Origin of the sequence: Pseudoalteromonas sp. Z9A5 (genome assembly GCF_011378875.1) — a bacterium.
Lineage (GTDB): Bacteria > Pseudomonadota > Gammaproteobacteria > Enterobacterales > Alteromonadaceae > Pseudoalteromonas.
The window spans coordinates 24,910-46,410 of sequence record NZ_WTLC01000010.1 but is presented as its reverse complement, the minus strand read 5'-3'; the positions used below and the strand labels follow the sequence as shown (position 1 = coordinate 46,410).

The 21,501-nt window shown below is 37.8% G+C and carries 18 protein-coding genes and 1 pseudogene; 10 read left to right on the top strand and 9 right to left on the bottom strand.

Going from position 1 to position 21,501, the window contains the following annotated elements; translation table 11 throughout:
- Nucleotides 1–83: 83 nt before the first annotated feature.
- Together GQR56_RS07170 and GQR56_RS07165 are read right to left on the bottom strand one after the other, a co-directional pair.
- The gene (locus GQR56_RS07170; RefSeq protein ID WP_024612263.1) at nucleotides 84–2,351 is read right to left on the bottom strand and encodes a TonB-dependent receptor; all 2,268 of its coding nucleotides are present in this window, start codon (nucleotides 2,349–2,351) and stop codon (nucleotides 84–86) included.
- 434 nt (nucleotides 2,352–2,785) lie between these two features.
- Nucleotides 2,786–3,649, bottom strand: coding sequence for a mechanosensitive ion channel domain-containing protein (locus tag GQR56_RS07165; protein WP_024612262.1), 864 nt, complete (start codon nucleotides 3,647–3,649; stop codon nucleotides 2,786–2,788).
- Nucleotides 3,650–3,847: 198 nt separating this feature from the next.
- On the opposite strand from GQR56_RS07165, the gene GQR56_RS07160 reads away from it, so the two are divergent.
- The 5 genes from GQR56_RS07160 to GQR56_RS07140 all read left to right on the top strand — a co-directional run bounded on the left by GQR56_RS07160 (nucleotide 3,848) and on the right by GQR56_RS07140 (nucleotide 9,602).
- Entirely contained in the window at nucleotides 3,848–4,057 is a 210-nt protein-coding gene (locus GQR56_RS07160; protein ID WP_166109863.1) for a hypothetical protein, read from the top strand.
- A gap of 222 nt (nucleotides 4,058–4,279) precedes the next feature.
- A complete protein-coding gene (locus tag GQR56_RS07155; protein ID WP_166109860.1) occupies nucleotides 4,280–6,415 on the top strand; it encodes a M3 family metallopeptidase in 2,136 nt (711 codons plus the stop codon).
- A 117-nt stretch (nucleotides 6,416–6,532) separates the two neighbouring features.
- Nucleotides 6,533–7,384, top strand: coding sequence for a carboxylate/amino acid/amine transporter (locus tag GQR56_RS07150; protein ID WP_166109857.1), 852 nt, complete (start codon nucleotides 6,533–6,535; stop codon nucleotides 7,382–7,384).
- 69 nt (nucleotides 7,385–7,453) lie between these two features.
- Nucleotides 7,454–8,785 carry a glycerophosphodiester phosphodiesterase family protein gene (locus GQR56_RS07145; protein WP_166109854.1) on the top strand — a complete coding sequence of 444 codons (1,332 nt, stop codon included), beginning with the start codon at nucleotides 7,454–7,456 and terminating at the stop codon, nucleotides 8,783–8,785.
- 82 nt (nucleotides 8,786–8,867) lie between these two features.
- Nucleotides 8,868–9,602 (top strand): dienelactone hydrolase family protein, encoded by a 735-nt coding sequence (locus GQR56_RS07140; RefSeq protein ID WP_166109851.1) that lies wholly within the window; start codon nucleotides 8,868–8,870, stop codon nucleotides 9,600–9,602.
- 43 nt (nucleotides 9,603–9,645) lie between these two features.
- On the opposite strand, the gene GQR56_RS07135 is transcribed toward GQR56_RS07140, so the two are convergent.
- Nucleotides 9,646–10,569, bottom strand: a complete 924-nt coding sequence (locus tag GQR56_RS07135) for a LysR family transcriptional regulator (RefSeq protein WP_166109847.1) — start codon at nucleotides 10,567–10,569, stop codon at nucleotides 9,646–9,648.
- 157 nt (nucleotides 10,570–10,726) lie between these two features.
- Between GQR56_RS07135 and GQR56_RS07130 the strand changes: the two genes are divergently transcribed.
- From GQR56_RS07130 to GQR56_RS07115, 4 genes are all read left to right on the top strand, one after another.
- Nucleotides 10,727–11,410 carry a type 1 glutamine amidotransferase domain-containing protein gene (locus GQR56_RS07130; protein ID WP_166109844.1) on the top strand — a complete coding sequence of 228 codons (684 nt, stop codon included), beginning with the start codon at nucleotides 10,727–10,729 and terminating at the stop codon, nucleotides 11,408–11,410.
- A gap of 161 nt (nucleotides 11,411–11,571) precedes the next feature.
- Nucleotides 11,572–12,153 (top strand): rhomboid family intramembrane serine protease, encoded by a 582-nt coding sequence (locus GQR56_RS07125; protein WP_166109841.1) that lies wholly within the window; start codon nucleotides 11,572–11,574, stop codon nucleotides 12,151–12,153.
- 255 nt (nucleotides 12,154–12,408) lie between these two features.
- The gene (gene yghU / locus GQR56_RS07120; protein ID WP_024612253.1) at nucleotides 12,409–13,248 is read left to right on the top strand and encodes a glutathione-dependent disulfide-bond oxidoreductase; all 840 of its coding nucleotides are present in this window, start codon (nucleotides 12,409–12,411) and stop codon (nucleotides 13,246–13,248) included.
- Nucleotides 13,249–13,614: 366 nt separating this feature from the next.
- Complete coding sequence (locus tag GQR56_RS07115; protein WP_166109838.1) at nucleotides 13,615–14,994, top strand: VCBS repeat-containing protein; 1,380 nt, start codon at nucleotides 13,615–13,617, stop codon at nucleotides 14,992–14,994.
- A 127-nt stretch (nucleotides 14,995–15,121) separates the two neighbouring features.
- On the opposite strand, the gene GQR56_RS07110 is transcribed toward GQR56_RS07115, so the two are convergent.
- A complete protein-coding gene (locus GQR56_RS07110) occupies nucleotides 15,122–15,574 on the bottom strand; it encodes a hypothetical protein (RefSeq protein WP_024612251.1) in 453 nt (150 codons plus the stop codon).
- 12 nt (nucleotides 15,575–15,586) lie between these two features.
- A complete protein-coding gene (locus tag GQR56_RS07105; protein WP_024612250.1) occupies nucleotides 15,587–15,862 on the bottom strand; it encodes an EF-hand domain-containing protein in 276 nt (91 codons plus the stop codon).
- Nucleotides 15,863–16,212: 350 nt separating this feature from the next.
- On the opposite strand from GQR56_RS07105, the gene GQR56_RS07100 reads away from it, so the two are divergent.
- Nucleotides 16,213–17,070, top strand: a complete 858-nt coding sequence (locus tag GQR56_RS07100; RefSeq protein ID WP_024610940.1) for a PA4780 family RIO1-like protein kinase — start codon at nucleotides 16,213–16,215, stop codon at nucleotides 17,068–17,070.
- A gap of 72 nt (nucleotides 17,071–17,142) precedes the next feature.
- Here the strand turns inward: GQR56_RS07100 and GQR56_RS07095 are convergent, their stop codons facing one another.
- The 4 genes and pseudogenes from GQR56_RS07095 to GQR56_RS07080 all read right to left on the bottom strand — a co-directional run bounded on the left by GQR56_RS07095 (nucleotide 17,143) and on the right by GQR56_RS07080 (nucleotide 21,475).
- A complete protein-coding gene (locus GQR56_RS07095) occupies nucleotides 17,143–17,817 on the bottom strand; it encodes a response regulator (protein WP_166109832.1) in 675 nt (224 codons plus the stop codon).
- Between the two features lie 93 nt (nucleotides 17,818–17,910).
- The gene (locus GQR56_RS07090) at nucleotides 17,911–19,356 is read right to left on the bottom strand and encodes an ATP-binding protein (protein ID WP_166109825.1); all 1,446 of its coding nucleotides are present in this window, start codon (nucleotides 19,354–19,356) and stop codon (nucleotides 17,911–17,913) included.
- Nucleotides 19,356–19,886 carry a hypothetical protein gene (locus GQR56_RS07085; protein ID WP_166109818.1) on the bottom strand — a complete coding sequence of 177 codons (531 nt, stop codon included), beginning with the start codon at nucleotides 19,884–19,886 and terminating at the stop codon, nucleotides 19,356–19,358. Before GQR56_RS07085 ends, GQR56_RS07090 begins: the two co-directional genes overlap by 1 nt.
- Before the next feature lie 9 nt (nucleotides 19,887–19,895).
- Nucleotides 19,896–21,475: pseudogene (locus GQR56_RS07080) on the bottom strand (YHYH protein).
- Between the last annotated feature and the right edge of the window lie 26 nt (nucleotides 21,476–21,501).

Below are 21,501 nucleotides of genomic sequence, written 5' to 3'. Positions count from 1 at the left end.
ACTTTACCAGCTTTATAAAAACATAAAAGCCTGCGCAAGGCAGGCTTTTAAAATTAAATGTAATTTAAAGTTAAATTATCTTATTAGAAAAATCTAACTTTAAATTCAGCGCCTACGTAGCGTTCTTCGTTAACAATACCTGTATTGTTATTAAAATCTACAGCACCAATAACTTGTTGCTCGTCGAATAAGTTACGAACAAAAGCAGCTACTTCGTATTCGTAATCACCTTCAGACCATGTGTAACCGGTACGAAGACCCGTTTCAATAAGCTCTTTACCTTCAAATTCTACTGATTCGTAAAGGAACATATTGATTTTACTGCGGTAAGAAAGATCACCGCTAGCAAAGAAGTTACCATCAGCTAATTCTTTAGTGTAGCGAAGAGTAAAGTTAGAGATCCACTCAGGAGCATGCGGTAAACTGTTGCCATCAAGTACAGCAAGTCCTGAAGCATTAATAGGGTCAGTTACTGTACATTGTGCACAAACAGCTACGGCTAAATCGTTATCTTTAATTTCAGTCTTGTTGTAGCTTAAGTTAAATGTAGCATTAAACTCATCGCTCAATACCCACTGACTGTCTATTTCAAAGCCATAACCAGTTGTTTTATCAGCATTAACTAAACGGTTAAAGTTAGCACCGCCACCAACAGCAGTAAGTTGCTGGTCGTCCATTGTGTAATAAAATACAGTTGCGTTAATACGACCTTGACCGTCTAGCACGTCTGATTTAATACCCGTTTCGTATGAAGTAACTGTTTCTGATTCAGCAGTTGTTACGTCATCACCAAACAAAATACGACCTTGTAAACTAGGAGCGCGGAAGCTATTTGCTACACGACCGTACCAGTTAACATCATCATTTACTTTATAGTTTGCAGATAAATCCCAGCTAACATGATCATCACTTACATCACGTTCTACAAGTAAAGCTCCGCCACCAATTGGGCTAAGAGTACGGTTTGCTACAAAATCTTTATCGTCATCAGAATAACGAAGACCAGCTGTTACTTTAAGCTTTTCAGTAAAAGTATAATCAACAGAGCCAAACACAGCCCAAGCAGTTGTATCTTGTTGTTGACGTACAAAACCATCTAACTCACCAGCAGGTGACGAAAATGTATTGTAGCTGTAGTTTTCAATTGTTAGCTCTTCATCAAAGTAAAATACACCAACTTGATAATTTAAATCACCATCGAAGTTACTAGATAAACGTAGCTCTTGCGTTAACTGGTCATGATCTGGAATACCATCAGCACTTTCTGAAGCAAATGGGATTATACCAGGTCCTTGAAAGTTACCGTCATCAATAAATGCTGCACCGTAACCGCCGTCGATATCAGCGCGAGAATATATTTCAGCACTTTCCCATGCAGAAATTGAAGTGATTGTGTGGTTTTTAAGTTCCCACTCAAGCTTTAAGCTTGCACCTTCAGATTCTACTTGTTGAGTAGAACGTGATGCTGCATCTTGAAAAACAACATCGTTTTCAAAGTTATCTACTAAATCATTGGTGCCGGTTTTAATTACGTTTGCACGAAACGCAATAGGCGAGCCATCTAAATCACGTGTGTGATAGTTTAATAAAGCAGTAAAATCATCGCCTTCGTATAAAAACTGAACGCGCGCTGCTTTTTCAGTGTAACCACCTTGCTCATCTTTAGCTTCAAAGCCAGGAGCTTGGTTATCAATGTAATCGTCTTTATCTTGCCATAGTAATGAAACACGGGCAGATAAACGGTCAGTAAGAGCACCACCTACAGCGCCACTTGTATCAACAGCGCCACGGCTACCGTATGAAACAGAGCCATAGCCATCAAACTCTTGACTTGGTTTAACAGAATCAAACTTAACAAGACCAGCTGGCGTGTTACGACCAAATAAAGTTCCCTGTGGTCCACGTAATACTTCTACGCGTTCAACATCAAAAACTGGGAAACCTTTTAAAATTGCATTTTCTTGAACTACTTCATCAACAACAAGTGATACAGGTTGTGATGCATTCAAATCGAAATCGGTATTACCTAAACCACGAACATAAAAGCGTGGGAATGAACGACCAAATGAAGACTCAATAGATAAACTTGGGATTTTCGCATTCAAAAAGCGAATATCCATACCTGCAGAGCTGTACGCGTCAAGGTTATCGCCTTGTAATGCAGATACTGCTACTGGTACTTCTTGAGCGTTTTCTACACGTTTACGAGCTGTTACCTGAATAACTTCTAGTTGGTTACTTTTTTTAGCGACTTCTTCAGCAGCTAAAGAAGAAAATGAAGTACCTGCTACTGCAGAGAACAACGTTGCATTGATTAGGGTGGCTAACGTAGATCTTTTCATTGCTTTCATGTTGGGTTTAACCTTTTTTGTGCACTCTTGTTCAACGGTTTTTTGTGTTGCGCGACTTAATACCTTGAAGGTAAGTTGCGGGCTCGTTCAATTTTTCGCGTCTTGCTATATGCTGCGCGGACCTTATTACCGAGAGTACAAAAACGATGTTATAAGGCTGAACGAACGATGAAGATTATACCACTGTGTGACAATTTTACTGCATAAAGATGTGCAAAAAAGTAAACTTTTTTGCAACATTTAACTACACGTTAGCCTATTTTTATACATCTTAAGGCATAAAACACCCAAATAGAGGACATATGTCCTTACTAAAAAAACACCTAATAAAGTAGCAACTTTAACTTTAATAACAAAAACCCAAAACAGAAACGCCCTCATAAAAACAAAAAGCCACACGTGGCAGCTTTATTATTTTAAATAATTAATCGTTTTTATTTGGTGCGTTTAAATGCTATCTCACCATCTATATGAATATCGCGCTGAGGAAAAGCAATAACAACATCATGTTTTTCAAATACAGCATAAATACTAAAGCGAATATCACTACGCACTTTTCTAAGCATTGTTTCAGACTCTGCACATACCCAAAAAATAGCATTAAATACAAGTGAGCTGTCAGCAAAGTCATCAAATAACACTGACGACTTTGGATTAACTAATATAGATTCATGGTCATCAAGTACTTGTTGTATTAACTTTTTAACAAGTAATACGTCTGATCCATAGGCAACACCTACACTGACCGATGATCGGGCATTGCCATCAATTAATGTCCAGTTTGTTACTGTGTTTTCTAGTAGTTGGCTGTTAGGTATAAGCATATGTACACCATCGTTTCGGCGAATGCGTGTTGAACGTGTATTTATTGTTTCTACCACACCTTTTGCATTACCTACTTCTAAAAAGTCACCTATACGTATTGGGCGCTCCCACATTAATATCCAGCCACTAATAAAATTATTAATAATATTTTGCGCGCCAAAGCCAACACCAATGGCAATAGCACCCGATACAAATGCAAATGCAGTAACGGGAATACTGAGCACTTCTAGTGAGGTGAAAACCAAAATAGCGATACTAATAATAAAATAAATACGCGTAAATAAATGTACGGCATCTTGGCTTAGTTTTTTTGCCAGTAAGGTTCTTTTTATTAACTTACCTATGCGCGTAACAACAAACCAAATGGCAAAGAGTATTAAAGGTATTTTAATAATTTTGGCTACGGTTATATGTATATCGCTGTAACTAAATACAACAAAGGCAAGAATTTGGTTTATTTGTTCTAACGTCATTTATTTTTCCAAACAAGCAAGGAGCGCTTTAAAATTAAATCGCTTTAAGTGAAATAGGTTCAGTGTTAGGTAAGTTTAACCGTCATAATATAACTAAAACGCGAAGTTAATAAGTTCAATATGTACTTTATATACAATTTATTAACTAACTATTGCAACAAGTGCTATATATGTAGTTAAAGAGCACTGGAGGTTACTATGTCACAACTTACTTTAAATCAACGACTAGCCACTCTACAACCGCAAGTAGATCTAAATTTATTTGAGAGTAGCCTAGATTATCGCAACAGAATTTTATGCTTACTTGCCCAGCAAGAGCAAACATTAGCTACTATTAATAAAGAATTTGGACAGCAGCAACCAACGAGCTTTGGCTCTGAAAAAAGATTTGTTCTTGGCTACAATTAAAATTCTCGATACACTAATTATTCCCTTTTTATATATCTAGAGTAGCTCAAAGGATGTTTTTAGAGCTACTTTTACCTACCTTAATGTTAATTATTAGCTAATTTGCGTTCAAATCCCCCTTAATACCGATAAACTTTATTGTATATAAATCAAAATTTGGTAAGTTAACTGGGTTTTTCGACTCGCAAAGCCTATTTCGGCTAATTTTCCTATGGAGTTATTATGCGTAAAACCCTGATCGCCACTACTATAGCTAGTGCACTAATACTATCGGCCTGTTCAACAACTGAAACAAAAGACACGGCAAAAGAGAGCGCAGCTCAAATACAAGATATGAACGCAGACAATGTTTTATTTAAACCAAGCCCATTACAATACATGGCACCAGAGTTTGATAAGTTTGGTACAAAAGATTACGAAGCAGCGTTTGACGCTGGTATTGCACAGCACACAGCACAAGTAAAAACGATTGCTAATAACCCTGCTCCTGCAACATTTGAAAACACATTAGTTAAAATGGAGTTGTCAGGGGAGCTATTAAATCGCGTATCGGCTGCTTTTTATAACTTATCTGGTTTGATTTCAGATGACGAATACCAACGTATAAGCAAAAAAATGGCACCTGTGTTATCTGCTCACTCAGATGATATTTACTTAAACGGTGAATTATTTAAGCGCGTACAAACAATTTACGACAACCAAGATAAATTGAACGCTGAAGATCAACGCCTAGTTGATTTTTACTACAAGCAGTTTGTAAACGCCGGTGCTAAATTAAACGACGCTGAAAAAGCTAAAATGCGTGAAATCAACTCAGAGCTAGCTCAGCTATCTACTGCGTTTTCACAAAACATTTTAAAATCGTTTAAAGAAGACGTCATTGTAGTTACTGATAAAAGCGAATTAGCGGGTCTTTCTGAAGGTGAAATTGCAGGACTTGCAGCTTCAGCTAAAAAAGCAGGCAAAGACGGCTACATGATTACTTTGGTAAATACAACGCAACAGCCAATTTTAAGCAGCCTTGAAAACCGCGATCTACGTGAGCGTATTTTTAAAGCATCTGCAAACCGTGCTGCAAAAACAAATGGTCCTATCATTATTAAAGAAACCAACTTACGCGCTCAAAAAGCAGAGCTTTTAGGTTATAAAGATTGGGCTTCTTATGTAATGACGTCGCGTATGGCGCAAACAACTGAAAACGTTTATGGCATCCTTGATGACCTTGCACCAAAAGCAGTTGAAAAAGCAAAAGTAGAAGCAGCCGCTATCCAAAAAGTAATTAACGATTCAGGCGAAAGCTTTGAGCTTAAACCATGGGATTGGACTTTTTATGCTGAAAAAGTACGTGCAGAAAAGTACAACCTAGACCCAGCACTTGTTAAACCATACTTTGAAATGCAATCGGTTATTCACGATGGTTTATTTTTTGCGATGAACAAGCTGTACGGTATTACGTTTAAAGAACGTAAAGACCTGCCTGTTTATCATGAAGATGTAACAGCATACGAAGTATTTAACGCTGACGGCAGCGCTATTGGCTTATTTTATATGGACCCATATGCACGCGAAGGTAAGCGTGGCGGTGCATGGATGAGCGCATATGTTAGCGAAAGTGGTCTAAAAGGCACTAAGCCTGTTATTTACAATGCGCAAAACATTCCAAAACCTGCTGCAGGCGAGCCAACGTTAATGACGTTTGACGAAGTGTCTACAATGTTCCATGAATTTGGTCATGCTGCACACGGTTTATTCTCAGATGTTAAATACCCAAGCCTAGCGGGTACTGCAACGGCACGTGACTTTGTTGAGTTTCCGTCGCAAGCAAATGAAGATTGGATGATTGAACCAACGGTTCTTGCTAACTACGCAAAGCATTACAAAACAGGTGAGCCAATTCCAAAAGCTTTACTTAATAAAGTACTTGAATCGCAAAAATTCAATCAAGGTTACGGCACTACTGAGTATTTAGCTGCGGCATTACTTGATATGGAATGGCATTCATTTGGCTCTGATGAAAAAATTACTGACGTTCAAAAGTTTGAGCAAGACGCGCTAGAAAAACACGGTATTGCTTACTACCCTGTTCCACCGCGTTACAAATCAAACTTTTTTAGCCACACATTTGCTGGTGGTTATTCAGCTGGTTACTACGCGTACCTTTGGACTGAAGTGTTTGCAGCAGATGCCTTTGCGCATATGGAAAATAACGGCGGCTTAACACGTAAAAATGGTGATAAGTTCCGTAAAGAAATCCTATCAAAAGGTAACAGCCGCGACTTAATGCAAAGCTACATTGAGTTTAGAGGTCAAAAACCAACTACCGACGCACTACTTAAGCGCCGTGGTTTAGTTGAATAATTAATAACTTAGTTTATTAATTATTGCTTTATAAAAGCCCGCTTGCGGGCTTTTATTGTTTATACATTAATTTATAACAGATAAACTGCTGCCATTAATTATTTAAAGACGACGGCTATGCGGTACTTATTTGCAGTAACTTTACTTTGGGCATTTTCATTTAGTTTAATTGGCGTGTATTTAGCAGGTCAGGTTGATGCATGGTTTAGTGTGTTAATTCGCATAGCACTAGCAACTCTCGTATTTTTACCATTTTTAAAGTTTAAACAAACACCTAAACCTTTAGCCTTAAAGCTCATGCTGATTGGCGCTATACAACTTGGTGTTATGTATAGCTTTTACTACCACTCCTTTTTATTTTTAAGCGTCCCCGAAGTACTGTTATTTACAGTAATGACCCCTATTTACATTACTTTATTAAACGACGCGCTTGAAAAAAAATTCAATCCACGGTTTTTTATAGTTGCACTTATTGCTGTTTTTGGCGCAGTTGCAATTCGTTATGAGGACTTAAACAACAACTTTTTAATCGGCTTATTACTCGTACAGGCTGCCAATATTTGTTTTGCAACAGGGCAAGTTACTTACAAACGTTTAATGGTAAATAATACACTTGACGATAAAGCGATATTTGGTTGGTTTTTTATTGGGGCGTTAATTGTTGCTATTGTATGCTACGTTTTATTTGGTGATGCAAGCAAACTCCCAAGTACATCTACCCAGTGGGGCGTGCTTATTTATTTAGGTATTATTGCCTCTGGTCTTGGCTATTTTGCATGGAATAAAGGCGCAACGCTTGTAAATGTAGGTGCCTTGGCAGTCATGAATAACTTACTTATCCCAGCAGGTATTATTATTAATGTACTTATTTGGAACCGAGACGCTGACATAGTCAGGTTAAGTATTGGAGCTAGCATAATGTTAGGCGCCTTGTTAGTGAATCAAGTTATTAATAAAAAAGTAAATTAATACGTTTGTAGCTAAATTGTCATTAATAATCATTAAGGTAGTACAAATTTTACTTTTTAAGGATAAACAATGAAACGTATTACCTTACTTACAAGCTGTATATTGTTAGCCACACTTGCTGGCTGCGACGACGATGTAGAAATAGTAGAAAAAGAAGTGGTTGTTACCAGCACAGAAGTTGAGATTGTTGAAGTGCCTACGCCTATTATTGTAGAGGTACCAAGTGGTAGTGCGCCAGATATTCAACTAGGCACTCGTCCTTATTATTTAGTAGATGATATGAGCGACAGCAACTTAAAAACACAATTAGAATCTTGTAGTGAAGGTCCTTTTTACCGTACCGACTTTTCTATTGGTCATCGCGGTGCATCAATGCAATACCCTGAGCATACTAAAGAAGCCTATATTGCTGCAGCCAGAATGGGCGCAGGCATTGTTGAATGCGATGTTACATTTACAAACGATAAAGAACTAGTATGTCGTCACTCTCAATGCGACTTACACACCACAACTAATATTTTAGCCATTCCTGAGCTTGCAGCTAAATGCAGTGTGCCATTTACACCCGCAGACCCTACTAATGGTATTGCTGCGTCAGCTAAATGCTGTACCAGTGATATAAGCTTAGCGGAATTTTTAACCCTTAAAGGTAAAATGGATGGTGCAAACACCAATGCAACTACCGTTGCCGATTACATGGATGGTACACCAAATTGGCGCACTGATTTATATGCCACCAATGGCACATTAATGACCCATAAACAAAGCATTGCACTGTTTAATGGGATGGGGGTAAAAATGACCCCAGAACTTAAATCGCCACAAGTAAGCATGCCATTTGATGGAATGACGCAAGAGCAATATGCGCAAAAAATGCTAGACGAGTACACACAAATGGGCGTGCCAGCCTCAAAAGTTTATCCGCAATCGTTTAACCTTGATGACGTAAAATACTGGATTAACACTAACCCTGACTTTTCAGATAAAAGCGTATACCTAGATGGTCGCGACAGTGAAGCTGGGTTTGATCCAAGTAACCCACTAACATGGCAACCTGGTATGGATGAACTTGTGGCTGACGGCGTTAAAATTTTAGCCCCTCCAATTTGGATGATGCTAACAATAGATAACGAAAATAATATCGTGCCATCACAATACGCAATTGATGCAAAAGCAGCAGGTTTAGAGCTTATTGCATGGAGCCTTGAGCGCTCAGGTCCGCTTAATGAAGGCGGTGGATATTACTATCAATCTATTGCTGATGTTATAGATAACGATGGCGATATGATGACAGTCGTTGATGTGCTCGCAAAAGACGTAGGGGTAATGGCTATATTTTCAGATTGGCCGGCTACCGTAAGTTATTACGCTAGTTGTAATAAAATGCCTGCAAGTATTTAAATACTCGACAACAAAAGTCGTTTATTTTATCGCGCTCAGTTACCATATCATTATATATAATTTTATTTAACTGAGCGCTTTTATGATAATTCAACAACATAACGCAGACTTGCCAACACCTACAGGTTTAATGCGAACAACCATCTATCGCCCTCAGGCGCAAGGGCAATTCCCTGCTATTATTTTTTATTCTGAAATTTTTCAGCAAACTGCACCTATTGCTCGCAGCGCAGCTATTTTAGCAAGCCATGGTTTTGTAGTGTTCGTACCGGAAGTATTTCACGAGTTAAATCCTATGGGCACTGTGCTTGCTTACGACGATGCAGGTAAAGATAAAGGCAATGCAGATAAGTGGGCAAAACCACTTGAGCATCATGATAGCGACACGCAAGCCATTATCGACTTTATAAAGCAGCAGCATTACTGCACAGGTACAGTGGGCGCTATGGGCGTATGTATTGGCGGGCATTTAGCTTACAGAGCGGCGCTTAACCCTGAAATTAAAGCGGCTTTCTGCTTATACGCGACTGATATTCACAGCGACACATTACCGGCAAAATCAGGTAATAACTCATTTGAACGCATGGCTGATATACAAGGCGAAATTCACTTTATATGGGGTAAACAAGACCCGCATGTGCCACAAGAAGGTCGCACTAAAATATACCAGCAATGCGTAAGCACAGGCATTAATTACCAATGGCAAGAAGTTAATGCCCAGCATGCCTTTATGCGTGATGAAGGTGAGCGATACGATGCAGCCCTTGCAATTAATATGTATCAACAAGCGGTTGCATTATTTAGCCGTACTTTATAAGTGTTTTATAAATGCTTTATAAATGCTTTAAAAGCGAAAATAATTAAACGCTTTTCAGCATACCCAAGGCGGTATGCTGTTTTACAAAATATGCTTTTAAGTAATCAATAAATAACCGTAGCTTTTTAGAGCCTGCAGCTCCTGGCGGAAATACTCCGTACAGTTCAATATCTTTGCTTTTATAATCATCTAATATTATTTCAAGCAGCCCAGCTTGTACTTTAGGCCACGCATCGTAAAGCGGAATACGCCCAATGCCATGCCCCGCTTCTACAAAGGCAGTACGTGCAGCTGCGTTATTAGTACTTAACCCGCCTTGCATTATAATGTCGTGTTTTTTGCCATCTTTTGAAAGTGTTAACGTTTTACTTCCTAGCTGATAAACCACCCATTGATGATCTGCCAATTCTAAAGGTGTTTTAGGTTTACCAAAATGTGTAAAGTAATCCGGCGCGCCACAAATACAAGTGCTCATTGTAGTAAGCTTGGTTGCTTGCAAGTTGGAGTCACTCAGTGCCACACCCCTAATTGCAAAATCGAACCCATTTTTAATAATATCAACCACATCGTCAGTAAGCTGTAAGTCTATTTGAATTTTAGGGTATTGGCGCTTAAACGTATTTATTGCGGGCACAATTAGCTGCATTCCCACATTTACAGGGCAGCTAATTTTAAGTAAACCTTGTGGCTCACTCTTTATATTTTCTATTTGCTGATTAGCTGCATTAGCTTGTTCGGTAATTATTCTACAGCGCTCATAATAAGCAATGCCCGCCTCAGTCAGCGCCATGGTACGAGTTGAGCGATTTAGTAAAGTAACTTCAAGCTGGGTTTCTAACTTTTTTAAATGATAACTTGCTACGGCTCGCGTAAGCCCTAACTGTTTAGCGGCAGCGGTTAAGCTGCCCTGCTCTACAATTTGCGCAAATACGACCATGCTCTTTAACTGCTCAAACGACACCTTCATATGTGCTCCGTAGCGTGTTTTAAATTCAACCCCTCTATTGTATCAATTATTAAACCAATAAAGTTAAATTTATCATCGTTGTTTAAAGCTCTGTTAGTGCATATAGTAGTTGGTAAGCAAGATAAACTAATTCAAATCATCAGAAGGAATATATTCAATGTCTAAAAAAATACTTATGGTTCTTACATCTCACGCAGAACTTGGTAACACTGGCGAAAAAACAGGTTTTTGGGTAGAAGAATTTGCAGCCCCTTATTATGCATTTGTTGATGCAGGCGTTGAAGTAACATTAGCGTCTCCAGCTGGCGGTCAACCACCAATTGATCCGACAAGTACACTTTCTGATTTTCAAACAGATGCAACTAAACGTTACGACGCCGATAGCGCAGCACAAACACTTATGGCAAACACTAAAGTGTTGAGTGAAGTGAAATCTAGCGATTTTGACGCTGTATTTTACCCAGGCGGTCACGGTCCATTATGGGACTTAGTTGATAACACAGATTCAATTTCGCTTATCGAAAGCTTTATTAAAGAGCAAAAGCCTGTTGCTGCGGTATGCCATGCAAGTGCTGCATTTTTAAATGTTAAAGATACAGACGGCAATGCATTAGTAGCTGGTAAAAAAGTAACCGGCTTTACTAACTCTGAAGAAGCTGCAGTGCAACTTACCGATATCGTGCCATTTTTAGTTGAAGACGAGCTAATTAAAAAAGGTGGTGATTATCAAAAAACTGACGACTGGGGCGTATTAGCACTAGAAGACGGTTTAGTTATTACAGGTCAAAACCCTGCAAGTTCTGAACTAGCAGCTAAAAAACTATTAACTAAGTTAGGTTAATAGCGATTATTTACCTGAATTTTAGGTAATAAATCTCTTAGCCAGAGTTCAGGTTAATTAGTAAAATTAGCACAGCTTTCATGCTGTGCTTTTTTAATTGCTTTTCATTACCAAGTACAATTCCTATACTGGCAACTCTTAAAGTCAATTAGGATGATTATATGGCAGCTAAGCCAACCACACAGTTATTACTAACCAGCACACGCTTTGCAATTTTTAGCGTTGTTACTATTTGTTTTGTTTTGCAGATAATTAATAGTCTTCCCGGCATTAATCTCAATGGCTTGGGTATTTATCCGCGTAGCATTCAAGGCTTAATTGGTATTTTATGTGCACCATTTTTACATGGCAGCTGGTGGCATTTTGCCAGCAATATGATTCCTTTTGTGGTGTTAAGCTGGCTAATTTGCCAGTACAGCGTAAAACGCTTTTATAACGTATTTATTTTTACAGCTTTAGTTGGTGGGCTGTTAGTGTGGATGTTTGGTCGCAGTAATATCCATGTTGGCTTAAGCGGTGTTATATATGGTTTGTGGGGTTTTATACTGTGCTACGGCGTAGTTAGGCGTTCACTAAAATCCATTATTATTGCAGTGGTTGTAGCAGTCCTTTATAGCGGTTTTATTTGGGGTGTATTACCACAACGTTTTCATATTTCATTTGAAAGTCACTTGTTTGGTGCCTTAAGTGGGTTATTTTTAGGCTACAAACTTGCAAAAGCCGACAAGCTAAAAGGTCGATAAATTAAATATTAAAAAAACACCTTTAATTAAATTTTTATGACCACACTTATTACTTATATCAATAGCATTAAATAAGTGAGCTATTATAGCGCAAATAAAATAGCACAATAACAAGGCGAAAATTATTCATATAGTTGTGCTATATAAATAATTTTTAATGCAGTTAGTGAGTTATTTAATGCAATAGAATGCTCATATTTTTAATAAAATTGGTATTATCGCATTTATATGTATTTCATCTAACAGAGGTTATTTATGAGTGATCAAAACGAATACACGCCCCCAAAAGTATGGACGTGGGAAAGTGAAAGTGGTGGCAAATTTGCCAGTATTAATCGCCCAATTGCTGGCGCCACTCATGACAAAACCTTATCAATTGGCAAGCACGCATTTCAACTTTACTCTCTTGCAACGCCAAATGGTCAAAAAGCCACTATTATGTTTGAAGAGCTTCTTCAGCTTGGCTGCACCGATGCCGATTACGATGCGTACCTTATAAATATTGGTGATGGCGATCAATTTGGATCCGACTTTGTAGATATTAATCCTAATTCAAAAATCCCTGCGTTAATGGATCATTCAACAACGCCACCTACTCGTATTTTTGAATCAGGTTCTATTTTGCAGTATTTAGCTGAAAAATTTGACGTACTTATACCTAAAGATCTAAAAGCTAAAACAGAATGCCGTAATTGGTTATTTTGGCAAATGGGTTCGGCTCCTTATTTAGGAGGTGGCTTTGGGCATTTTTATAGCTATGCACCAAGTAAAATGCAATACCCAATTGATCGTTTTACCATGGAAACAAAACGTCAGCTTGATGTGTTAAACCGTCATTTAAGCGAAAATGAATATATGGCTGGTGATGAATATTCAATTGCCGATATCGCTATTTGGCCGTGGTACGGATCGTTAGTTCTGGGTGCTTTATATGATGCTGCAGAGTTTTTAGATGTTGCCTCATACACTCACGTTGTACGTTGGGCTACACAAATATCAGAACGCCCTGCTGTAAAACGCGGTCGTCGCGTAAATCGCACATGGGGACCTGAAGAAGAGCAAATGGCTGAACGTCATAATGACAGCGACTTTTAAATAATCGCCATCATTTATTAAAGTTCAGGTTAAATAAAAAATCAGCTGCAATGGCTGATTTTTTAATTTTATAAGTCTTCATTTTAAAATGAGATCTGTAGCGATTAAATTAATTACCAATTTATAACGTAAATATACACTCCCAATAATAAGTTCAATTACAAAAAATACATACTCAACCCTAATAACTTTAGTGCTTTATTTAATTAATTGTTACAACCATGCGCTTAATTAAATTGACATTAAAAAACTGGTTAACACATAACCTTACAATTACTTACATTGGGTTAATATTTTATAGTGTAGGCTTAGCCACATAAATCTAATAACAACCGATATTTTTACTATCGTATAAAAGGAATTTGAATGTTAAAGCCACTTCGTTATAGCTTACTTATTTTACTTGCTCCTATCGCGGTATCCGCACAAACAATGATAATAAAAACCACTAATGAATTAGTCACAACCGACTCTGCATTGGTGTTTGCCTACAATAAAAAGCTAAAGCAATTAGAGGCTGTTAACTTATTGACCGAGCAAAGCAATGAACTTATTTTACCAAGCAATGCCATTGGTTTTGACGTAGCAACACTTGCCAGCACTGACGATAAACAAGCTGTTATTTTAACTAGCGATGGCGTTTATAAAACCAGCAGCGACAAAGCAATACTATTATTTAATTACAAATCAGTACTTAATGATTTGCACGTGGATAAGTTTGAGAAGATAAATTTTATTTTTGATGCTAATAACGATGGATTAAGTGATATTTTACTTCCCGACTTAAATCACTCTATTTTGTACACTCAAAATAAACAGGGGGAATTTACTGCTCACTCTTTTGGAAAAAAAGCACTTTTTGATGGTGAATTTACAAGCAATGGATTAACTCTCGAAGTAGATATTAATAACAAACCCACTATTATCGATTTTAATCACGATGGACTAAATGATTTAGTTTTTTTAAATAAAGACGGCGCCAATGTACTTTATGCCAAAGTAGATGGTTATGCTGAAACCATGACCGCTGTAAATTTTAATATTGAATTAGGCGAGCTAAACAGTGGTGAAACCCGAAAAATAAAAGAGCTTATTGATATTAATAATGATGGGTATCTCGACTTTATAACCAAGCAATATAAACCAGCACAAGGTATGGATTCACTCGATATAAAAATGGCATATAATTTATATCTGGGTAATAAAAATGGCTTTAGTAATACACCAATTAAGTTATTGGAAACAGAGGGACCGAGTGAGCTGTTATTAAAAACAGATTTTAATAACGATGGTTTAATTGATCTGCAAAAAATGGACTTAGATATAGGCTTTGGCACTATTGCCTCAATGGCTATGGGTGGCGGTAGTACTGATGTAGATATCGAAATGAATATTTATAAACAACAACCTGATGGCTCCTTTGCCAGCGAATCAAGTATTGAGCTCGACCTAGAGGTTGAAATAAGTATGGACGGCGGCAATATTGATCCCCCACTCTACTTAGGTGATATAAATGGTGATAATAAAATTGATGCTGTTTATAAATACAGCAAAAAAACACTGTATATTTATTATGGCGAGCAAGATTCACTGCTTAATAAAAAACGTAAAAAACTTAAGTTAACATTACCTAAAAATAATAAAGATATTCTTCTAGTCGATATTAACCAAGACGGTAAAAAAGATTTCGTATTTAAATTTACCGAAGAAGACGGCACCAGCAAAATAAAAACACGCCTAAATTAACCATACACGCATAATTTTAAGCTGTTCAAAAATTTATACGCATTGGTATAAATAAAAAAGCCCTGCATTAATAAAATAATGCAGGGCTTTACACCTAAAACATAAATCAAACTCTTTTGATTTATAATTACGCTTTAACACTCAGTATTGAATCACCTTGCGATAAACCGAATTTTTCTTGGACTGCAGATAAAATAGAATCTTTATCTTCATCATTAAGCTGGCTTGAATACTGCTCTAAAAGCTCATCTAAATAACTAACAACATCATCGGTATTTACTTGCTCAAGTGAATTTTGCGGCGGCGGAGGTGGACGCTGACCTTCTGGTCGAGATGCATCACCAATACTTTTAGCATCAAATTCAAGCTCGCCCATTAACTCGGCTAGCTCTTTTGTGGGTGCAATACCTTGTTCTTCAAAAGCGGCTTGAATGCTTTGTGCATCGTCGCTTGTTAAGTTTTCAGGGTCAAATTCAGAAAGCGTTTCTTTTACAAAATCACTTTGTTCTGTTGTTAACTTTGCTGCTTGGCTACTTTGTTGCGGCATATAGCTCGCAGAACCACTAATACTGTTAATCATTTTAGTATCCTTTCAGCGTTCGCGGCGAGGTGGTTTATGATCGCTTAGTTCTTGTTCAGTGATTTCACCGTTACCGTCTGAATCTATTTCGTCAAAAATAGTTTGCGCATCACCGTGTGGTGGCTTTTTAGCGCTAAATTCTTCAAAACTAATTACACCATCACCATCGGCATCAATAGTCGAAAAATCAGGCTTTGGAGGACGTTCACTGTCACTTTTTGCAGCAACATTTGCTGAAAAAGCAACCGATAATAATGTGATAACTGCAAGTGATGATAAATTTTTCATGGTCGTAACCTTCTGTTTAGTTAATAACTAAACATTACTCTTTAAAAATGCAAACAATGTGCAAATAATGAGGAAATAAAAAATAAATAATCTAATTTAAAACAATCTTACTTTTTTATTCGTATAGCCATGTATTATTTTGCTATTTGAATAGCATTGTTTTAACTTTATTACTTAAATCAATAATTTCATCTATTTATATATTTTAATAGATTTTATAAACTGCTCTAGTTGCATTACTGCCCTTAATCTTTAAAGCTGATATACTGCTTGAGCCAATTATATAAACACATACAGAGCATTTTCGATAAAATAATGATTAATAACCAATCCTACTTAGCAGGCAATCTGTGAAAATACCTAAACGCCTACAACCTCTCGTCGATGACGGTCTAATCGATGAAGTTATCAGCCGACTAATGAGCGGTAAAGAAGCCGATGTTTTTGTTGTTCGCAGTGGTGAACACATACGTTGTGCCAAAGTTTACAAAGATGCTGTTAAGCGCAGCTTTAAAAAAGCAGCACAATATCAAGAAGGCAGAAAAGTACGTGGCGGTCGTCAAGCACGTGCTATGGGTAAACGTTCGAGTTATGGTCGTCAATTAGAAGAAGAAATTTGGCAAAATGCCGAAGTTGATGCGTTATCTCGTTTAGCGAATGCCGGTGTACGTGTACCAGAAACATACGGTTGCATTGATGGTGTATTACTTATGGAGTTAGTGTCTGATGATGCTGGCGACGTAGCACCGCAACTTGGTCATGTAACACTAAGCGAACAAGAAGCTATTGAACAACATAAACTAATGATGCACTACATCATGCTTATGCTTTGCGCTGGTATTATCCACGGTGACTTATCAGAGTTTAATGTATTAGTGGACGATAAAGGTCCCGTTATTATAGATTTACCGCAAGCAGTTAATGCTTCAGCAAATAACAGCGCCGAAGCCATGTTTACGCGTGATGTAAATAATATGCGCCGCTATTACAGTGAATTTGCTCCAGAACTGCTGCAAACTCAATATGCTAAAGAAATGTGGTCATTATTTGAAGAAGCAAACTTAACGCCAAACTCTACTCTTACCGGCGAGTTTGAAGATGATAGTGAAGATGCTGATGTTGGTGCAATACTGGAAGAAATTCAAGCAGCAGCTGATGAAGAACAAGAACGATTAGCGCGCATTAGCGGCTCAGATGACGATGAGTAACTTAAGTTACTCATCATGCTTATGTAATTTAACTAAAATATAAGCTAATTTAAAACGCTTTGTTTTTATTCACTACCCTTGTGGATGAACAAAGCGATAACCCACACCATAAACCGATTGAATTACACTGTCGGTTTGAGTTAACTCATCAAGTTTTTTACGTAACTTTTTTATATGACTATCAATAGTGCGGTGGCTCACAATGCGCTGATCGGCGTACATTGTATCCATTAAACTGTCTCGCGAATAAATACGGTTTGGGTTATTAAACAAAGGTTTAAATAACTGAAATTCAAAGTTAGTAAGCTCAATACAGCTGGTTTTAAATTTTACAGTGTAGGTACTTTCGTCAAGTTGCATAACCGTTGCTTTTGGCTCTTCGCTATTGAGACGTCTTAAAATAGCTTTTACACGAGCCACCAGCTCGGCATAACTAAATGGTTTGCAAATATAATCATCTGCACCGAGCTCTAAGCCAAGCAAGCGGTCAATTTCTTCTACTTTCGCCGAAACCATAATAATAGGTACATTAGAAAACCGCCTAATTGCTTTACACAATTCAATACCACTTTGACCAGGTAACATTATATCGAGCAAAATTACGCTGGGTCTGTTAATTTCAAGCCAAGGTAATACTTCATTTCCGTGATGTATTTGATGAGTAACAAAATGATGGCTGCTTAAAAAGTCACTCATTAAGTTAGCCAGCTTTACTTCATCTTCTACAATCAGTATTTGTTCGCTCATAGAGTTCTCTGTTATTAGTAATCCAAACTTAGGATAAAAATACTATATCAAACAAAGTTCAAGTTACGTATTTTTTATATTAATCAACTAAAGCTAAATAGTTGGTAGCCTAATGATAATAGCAAGACCGCCTAAAGTGGCTTTTTCAGCGGCTATTTCACCTTTATGCCCTTTAACTATATGCTGGCAAATAGATAAACCTAAACCCGAACCACCCTCTTGGCGATTACGCGAGCTATCTACTCGATATAAATACTCAAACAAATGTGATAAATGAGACTGTTCTACACCTACGCCATTATCTTCAATTATAAGCTCTAAGTAGGTTTGCCCTTTTATGCTTATATTGTTAGCCGTTAATGAAATAGTGGTGCATTGTGCATAATGCACCGCGTTCATTAAAATATTATCAAGCAACTGTAAAAGCCGGGTTTTATCTGCTTGTACCGTTATATGCTTAGCGCTATTTAATAGGTAAATTTTAATATTGTGCTGCTCAAGTATAACCTGATATTTTTGCTCAATAGTATTTAATAATAAAGCCATATCAGTAGGTTGCATAGTGTAATGCATACCACCTAACTCTGCGCTATTAAGCATATGCAAATCATCAATCAAGCGTTTTAAATGTAATGCCTCGTCGTTAGCCGAGTTAATGTTTTTTGCATTAGGTTCGCGTATGCCAAGTAACATAGCTTCAAGCTCACCGAGCAAAATACTCATTGGCGTTCTAAGCTCGTGAGAAATATTGGCAAGCCAGCGTTTACGCACTTGCTCGTCTTTAGCGAGTGTAAATGCAAGGATATTAAAATCTTCGCTTAATTGACCTAACTCGTCTTTTCGCTCAAGTGTAAGCTTAGTCTCATAATTACCTTGCGTTAAGCGATGCATACCGTTAGCAATTTGCTTTACTGGACTAACTAAGTGGCGAGACAATAAAAAGGTAACTAGCAATGTAAGCAATACCGCAGCTAAAGCAATAAACCATAAGTAGTTAGTTTGCTGCTGTAAAAAATCAAGCTCATATCCATCAACTAAACTATCTCTTTTAGATACGGCTAAATAACCCACTGTTTTATCGCCAACTATAATTGCTGTTTTTATATAGTTTAAATCGCTGAGGTATCTACCCATTATTCGCTGTTTATTTTCATCAAGTAATGCGTAGTGAGCAATATTTTCAGGTGGTGGACGGTTTCTCATCCCTAAGCCAATATGATCTTGCGGCGGTCGTCGCATCATTCGTCCTCGAGGACCAGGACCTTCTGGTAGCCTAGGTAAAAACTGGCTATTTTCTAGTTGTGATTCAACAAGCTCTCTAAAGTTTTCGTCATCGCCAACAACACGTTTCCACGAGGGGGTTTGTTCGTACTGTTTTGACAGCTGCGCAACAAGTGGTTCAAGCGCTTTTACTTCTTTTGCATTAACAAAATCAATTACGCCTTGCCCTATACTCCATTGTATAAGTACTACCAGTCCTGTAATAACACTAAAAGTAAAACCAAATAGTATTAGAAAAAGTTTATTATGAATCTTCATTAATGCGTGTTTTCAACCTTGCTAGGAAAGCTTTCAAAACGGTATGTTATAAACTCTTTGGTTTGATCGTTAACATACAATGTAGCAACTATTTTTTTGCCCTGAGCGGTCCAATACATATGACCATGATTATTTAAAGTAACCGATACGGTATTTATACCACTTTTAAATAAGTTAGCGGGTAAATGTAATGCATGTCCGTAAATTCGCTGTATTTTAACCCCATTAATATACAAATGAGCATGACCTTGTAAAAAGCCGGTGCTGTCGTTTGTAGTCGTACTCATCATTTGTTGCATGTTCATCTCGCCCTCAGGAGGCACTGATAAATCATAACGCTGCGTATCCAATATTAAGTTGTAACCCGACATACTATCTTTTAATAACTTAAGACTTAATGCCGGAGTTGGCGCATCGCTTGGCACTGCTATAGGCATATGGCTATGATCCATCATTTCCTGCTGCGCAAAGAGCTTAAAGCTCAATAGCGCAGCAGTAGTTAGGATCAATGCGTATTTAAAATAACGCATAGTAACTCCTTACATTCCCGGTGGTGGACCCATTGTTTCGCCAGTATCACAGCGACCAATTGAATTATCGGCTAATTGGCCTTTAAAACGAGGCCCTATTTGATAAGGGAAAGAAGGCTGTAATTTACCATCACTGTCTAGCGTTAGTGTTATATGGTAATGATAACCCTTGCCATCGTTTGTATTATGTCCGTTATGCTCATCTAACTGTGCACCAGTTACTGTTTTTTGTGCATAGTAGAAGTCTTCAAAATAATAACCGTCATCAGCATTTAATGTATTACCTGAAAGCGTAGTCACTTCTGCACCAATAGCAGGACCTGCATCGCTTGTTTGTGTACCTAGGCTAACGTCGTATTGATCGACTAAAGTACAGCTTCGCTCACCTTCAGTACCACAACCACCTTCACTTTCTGACGCGCCATAATCACGCATTTCCCAGCCACTTAATGCAAGTTGACCGTTACTTTCATAAGGACCATAAAGTGGATAACCATCAGCTGCAAACCCATAAATAGGTGAATGCGCATCGCCATCATCTTCAAGTAAATCAGCTAAACAACTAGTGTAAAAATGGTGATGATATTCACCGTTAGCAGCATGTCCGCCACACACATCAACATCGTATTGCTCTGCAATTGGCGCTAATGTATACCAAATATTATTACCGTAGCTCATACCATCGCCCCAGTTAAATATACTGGTGCCATTAACCATTAAGCCAACTGTACCTAAACCTGTTTCACAAGTTTCAGTGTCAGATAAATCGGTAGGTGTTATCGGAAAATACGCCTCAACAGCTTGTTCTGTCGGGCAACCTGGTCCTGGAGGCCAATAGCCTGCACCGCCTGTGTCATCACAGTTTTCAGTGCTGCTGTTATAGCCAATATCTTCACCAAACGAAATAGTTTGACCTGCTGCTGCTGAGGTTACACCGTTATAAAAATCGGTAGCTGCACGCGGGCGATTATTTAACGTGTCTACTTGGTCTTGTGTAAGCGTTACGTCATATTTAGGAATGTCAGTTGTTTGCACATACATGTATTCAACGTCAGCATCTTCCTCAGTAACGGTAACAACCTCAACTGATTGAACATCTTCAACCACTGCGCCATTGTTTTGTATATAAGTAGAGGTTGTATCATTATTAATTAACCAGCTAGAGAGTTTTACACTGGTATCACCATCATAATCTGATGACGCCACTACCGTAACCGTAACGGTATCAATAACAACATCATTAGTACCGTCATTTGCACTGAGTTCAAATACGAGTGCTTCATCGGTTAAAACTTCAGGTGCAACAAATTCAGTTGAGGTTGCTGTATTTGAAGATAAGCTAACGGTAGTGCCCGATGTTTGTGACCAACTAACTGATACTTCACCGTCATCTTCAACCGTTGAACTTAAATAAACGGTATCGCCCGCATTAACGGTTTGATCAATACCGGCATCAACTGTTGGAGCGCTATTTTCAACCACATCTGTTTCTGTTGAACTACTTGAATCGCTATTACATGCACTTAAAGCAATACAAAGCGCACTAAGTGTAAATACTTTACCTAAATTATAATATCTTGTTTTTGAATGCTTTTTCATGATCCAACCTTTATGT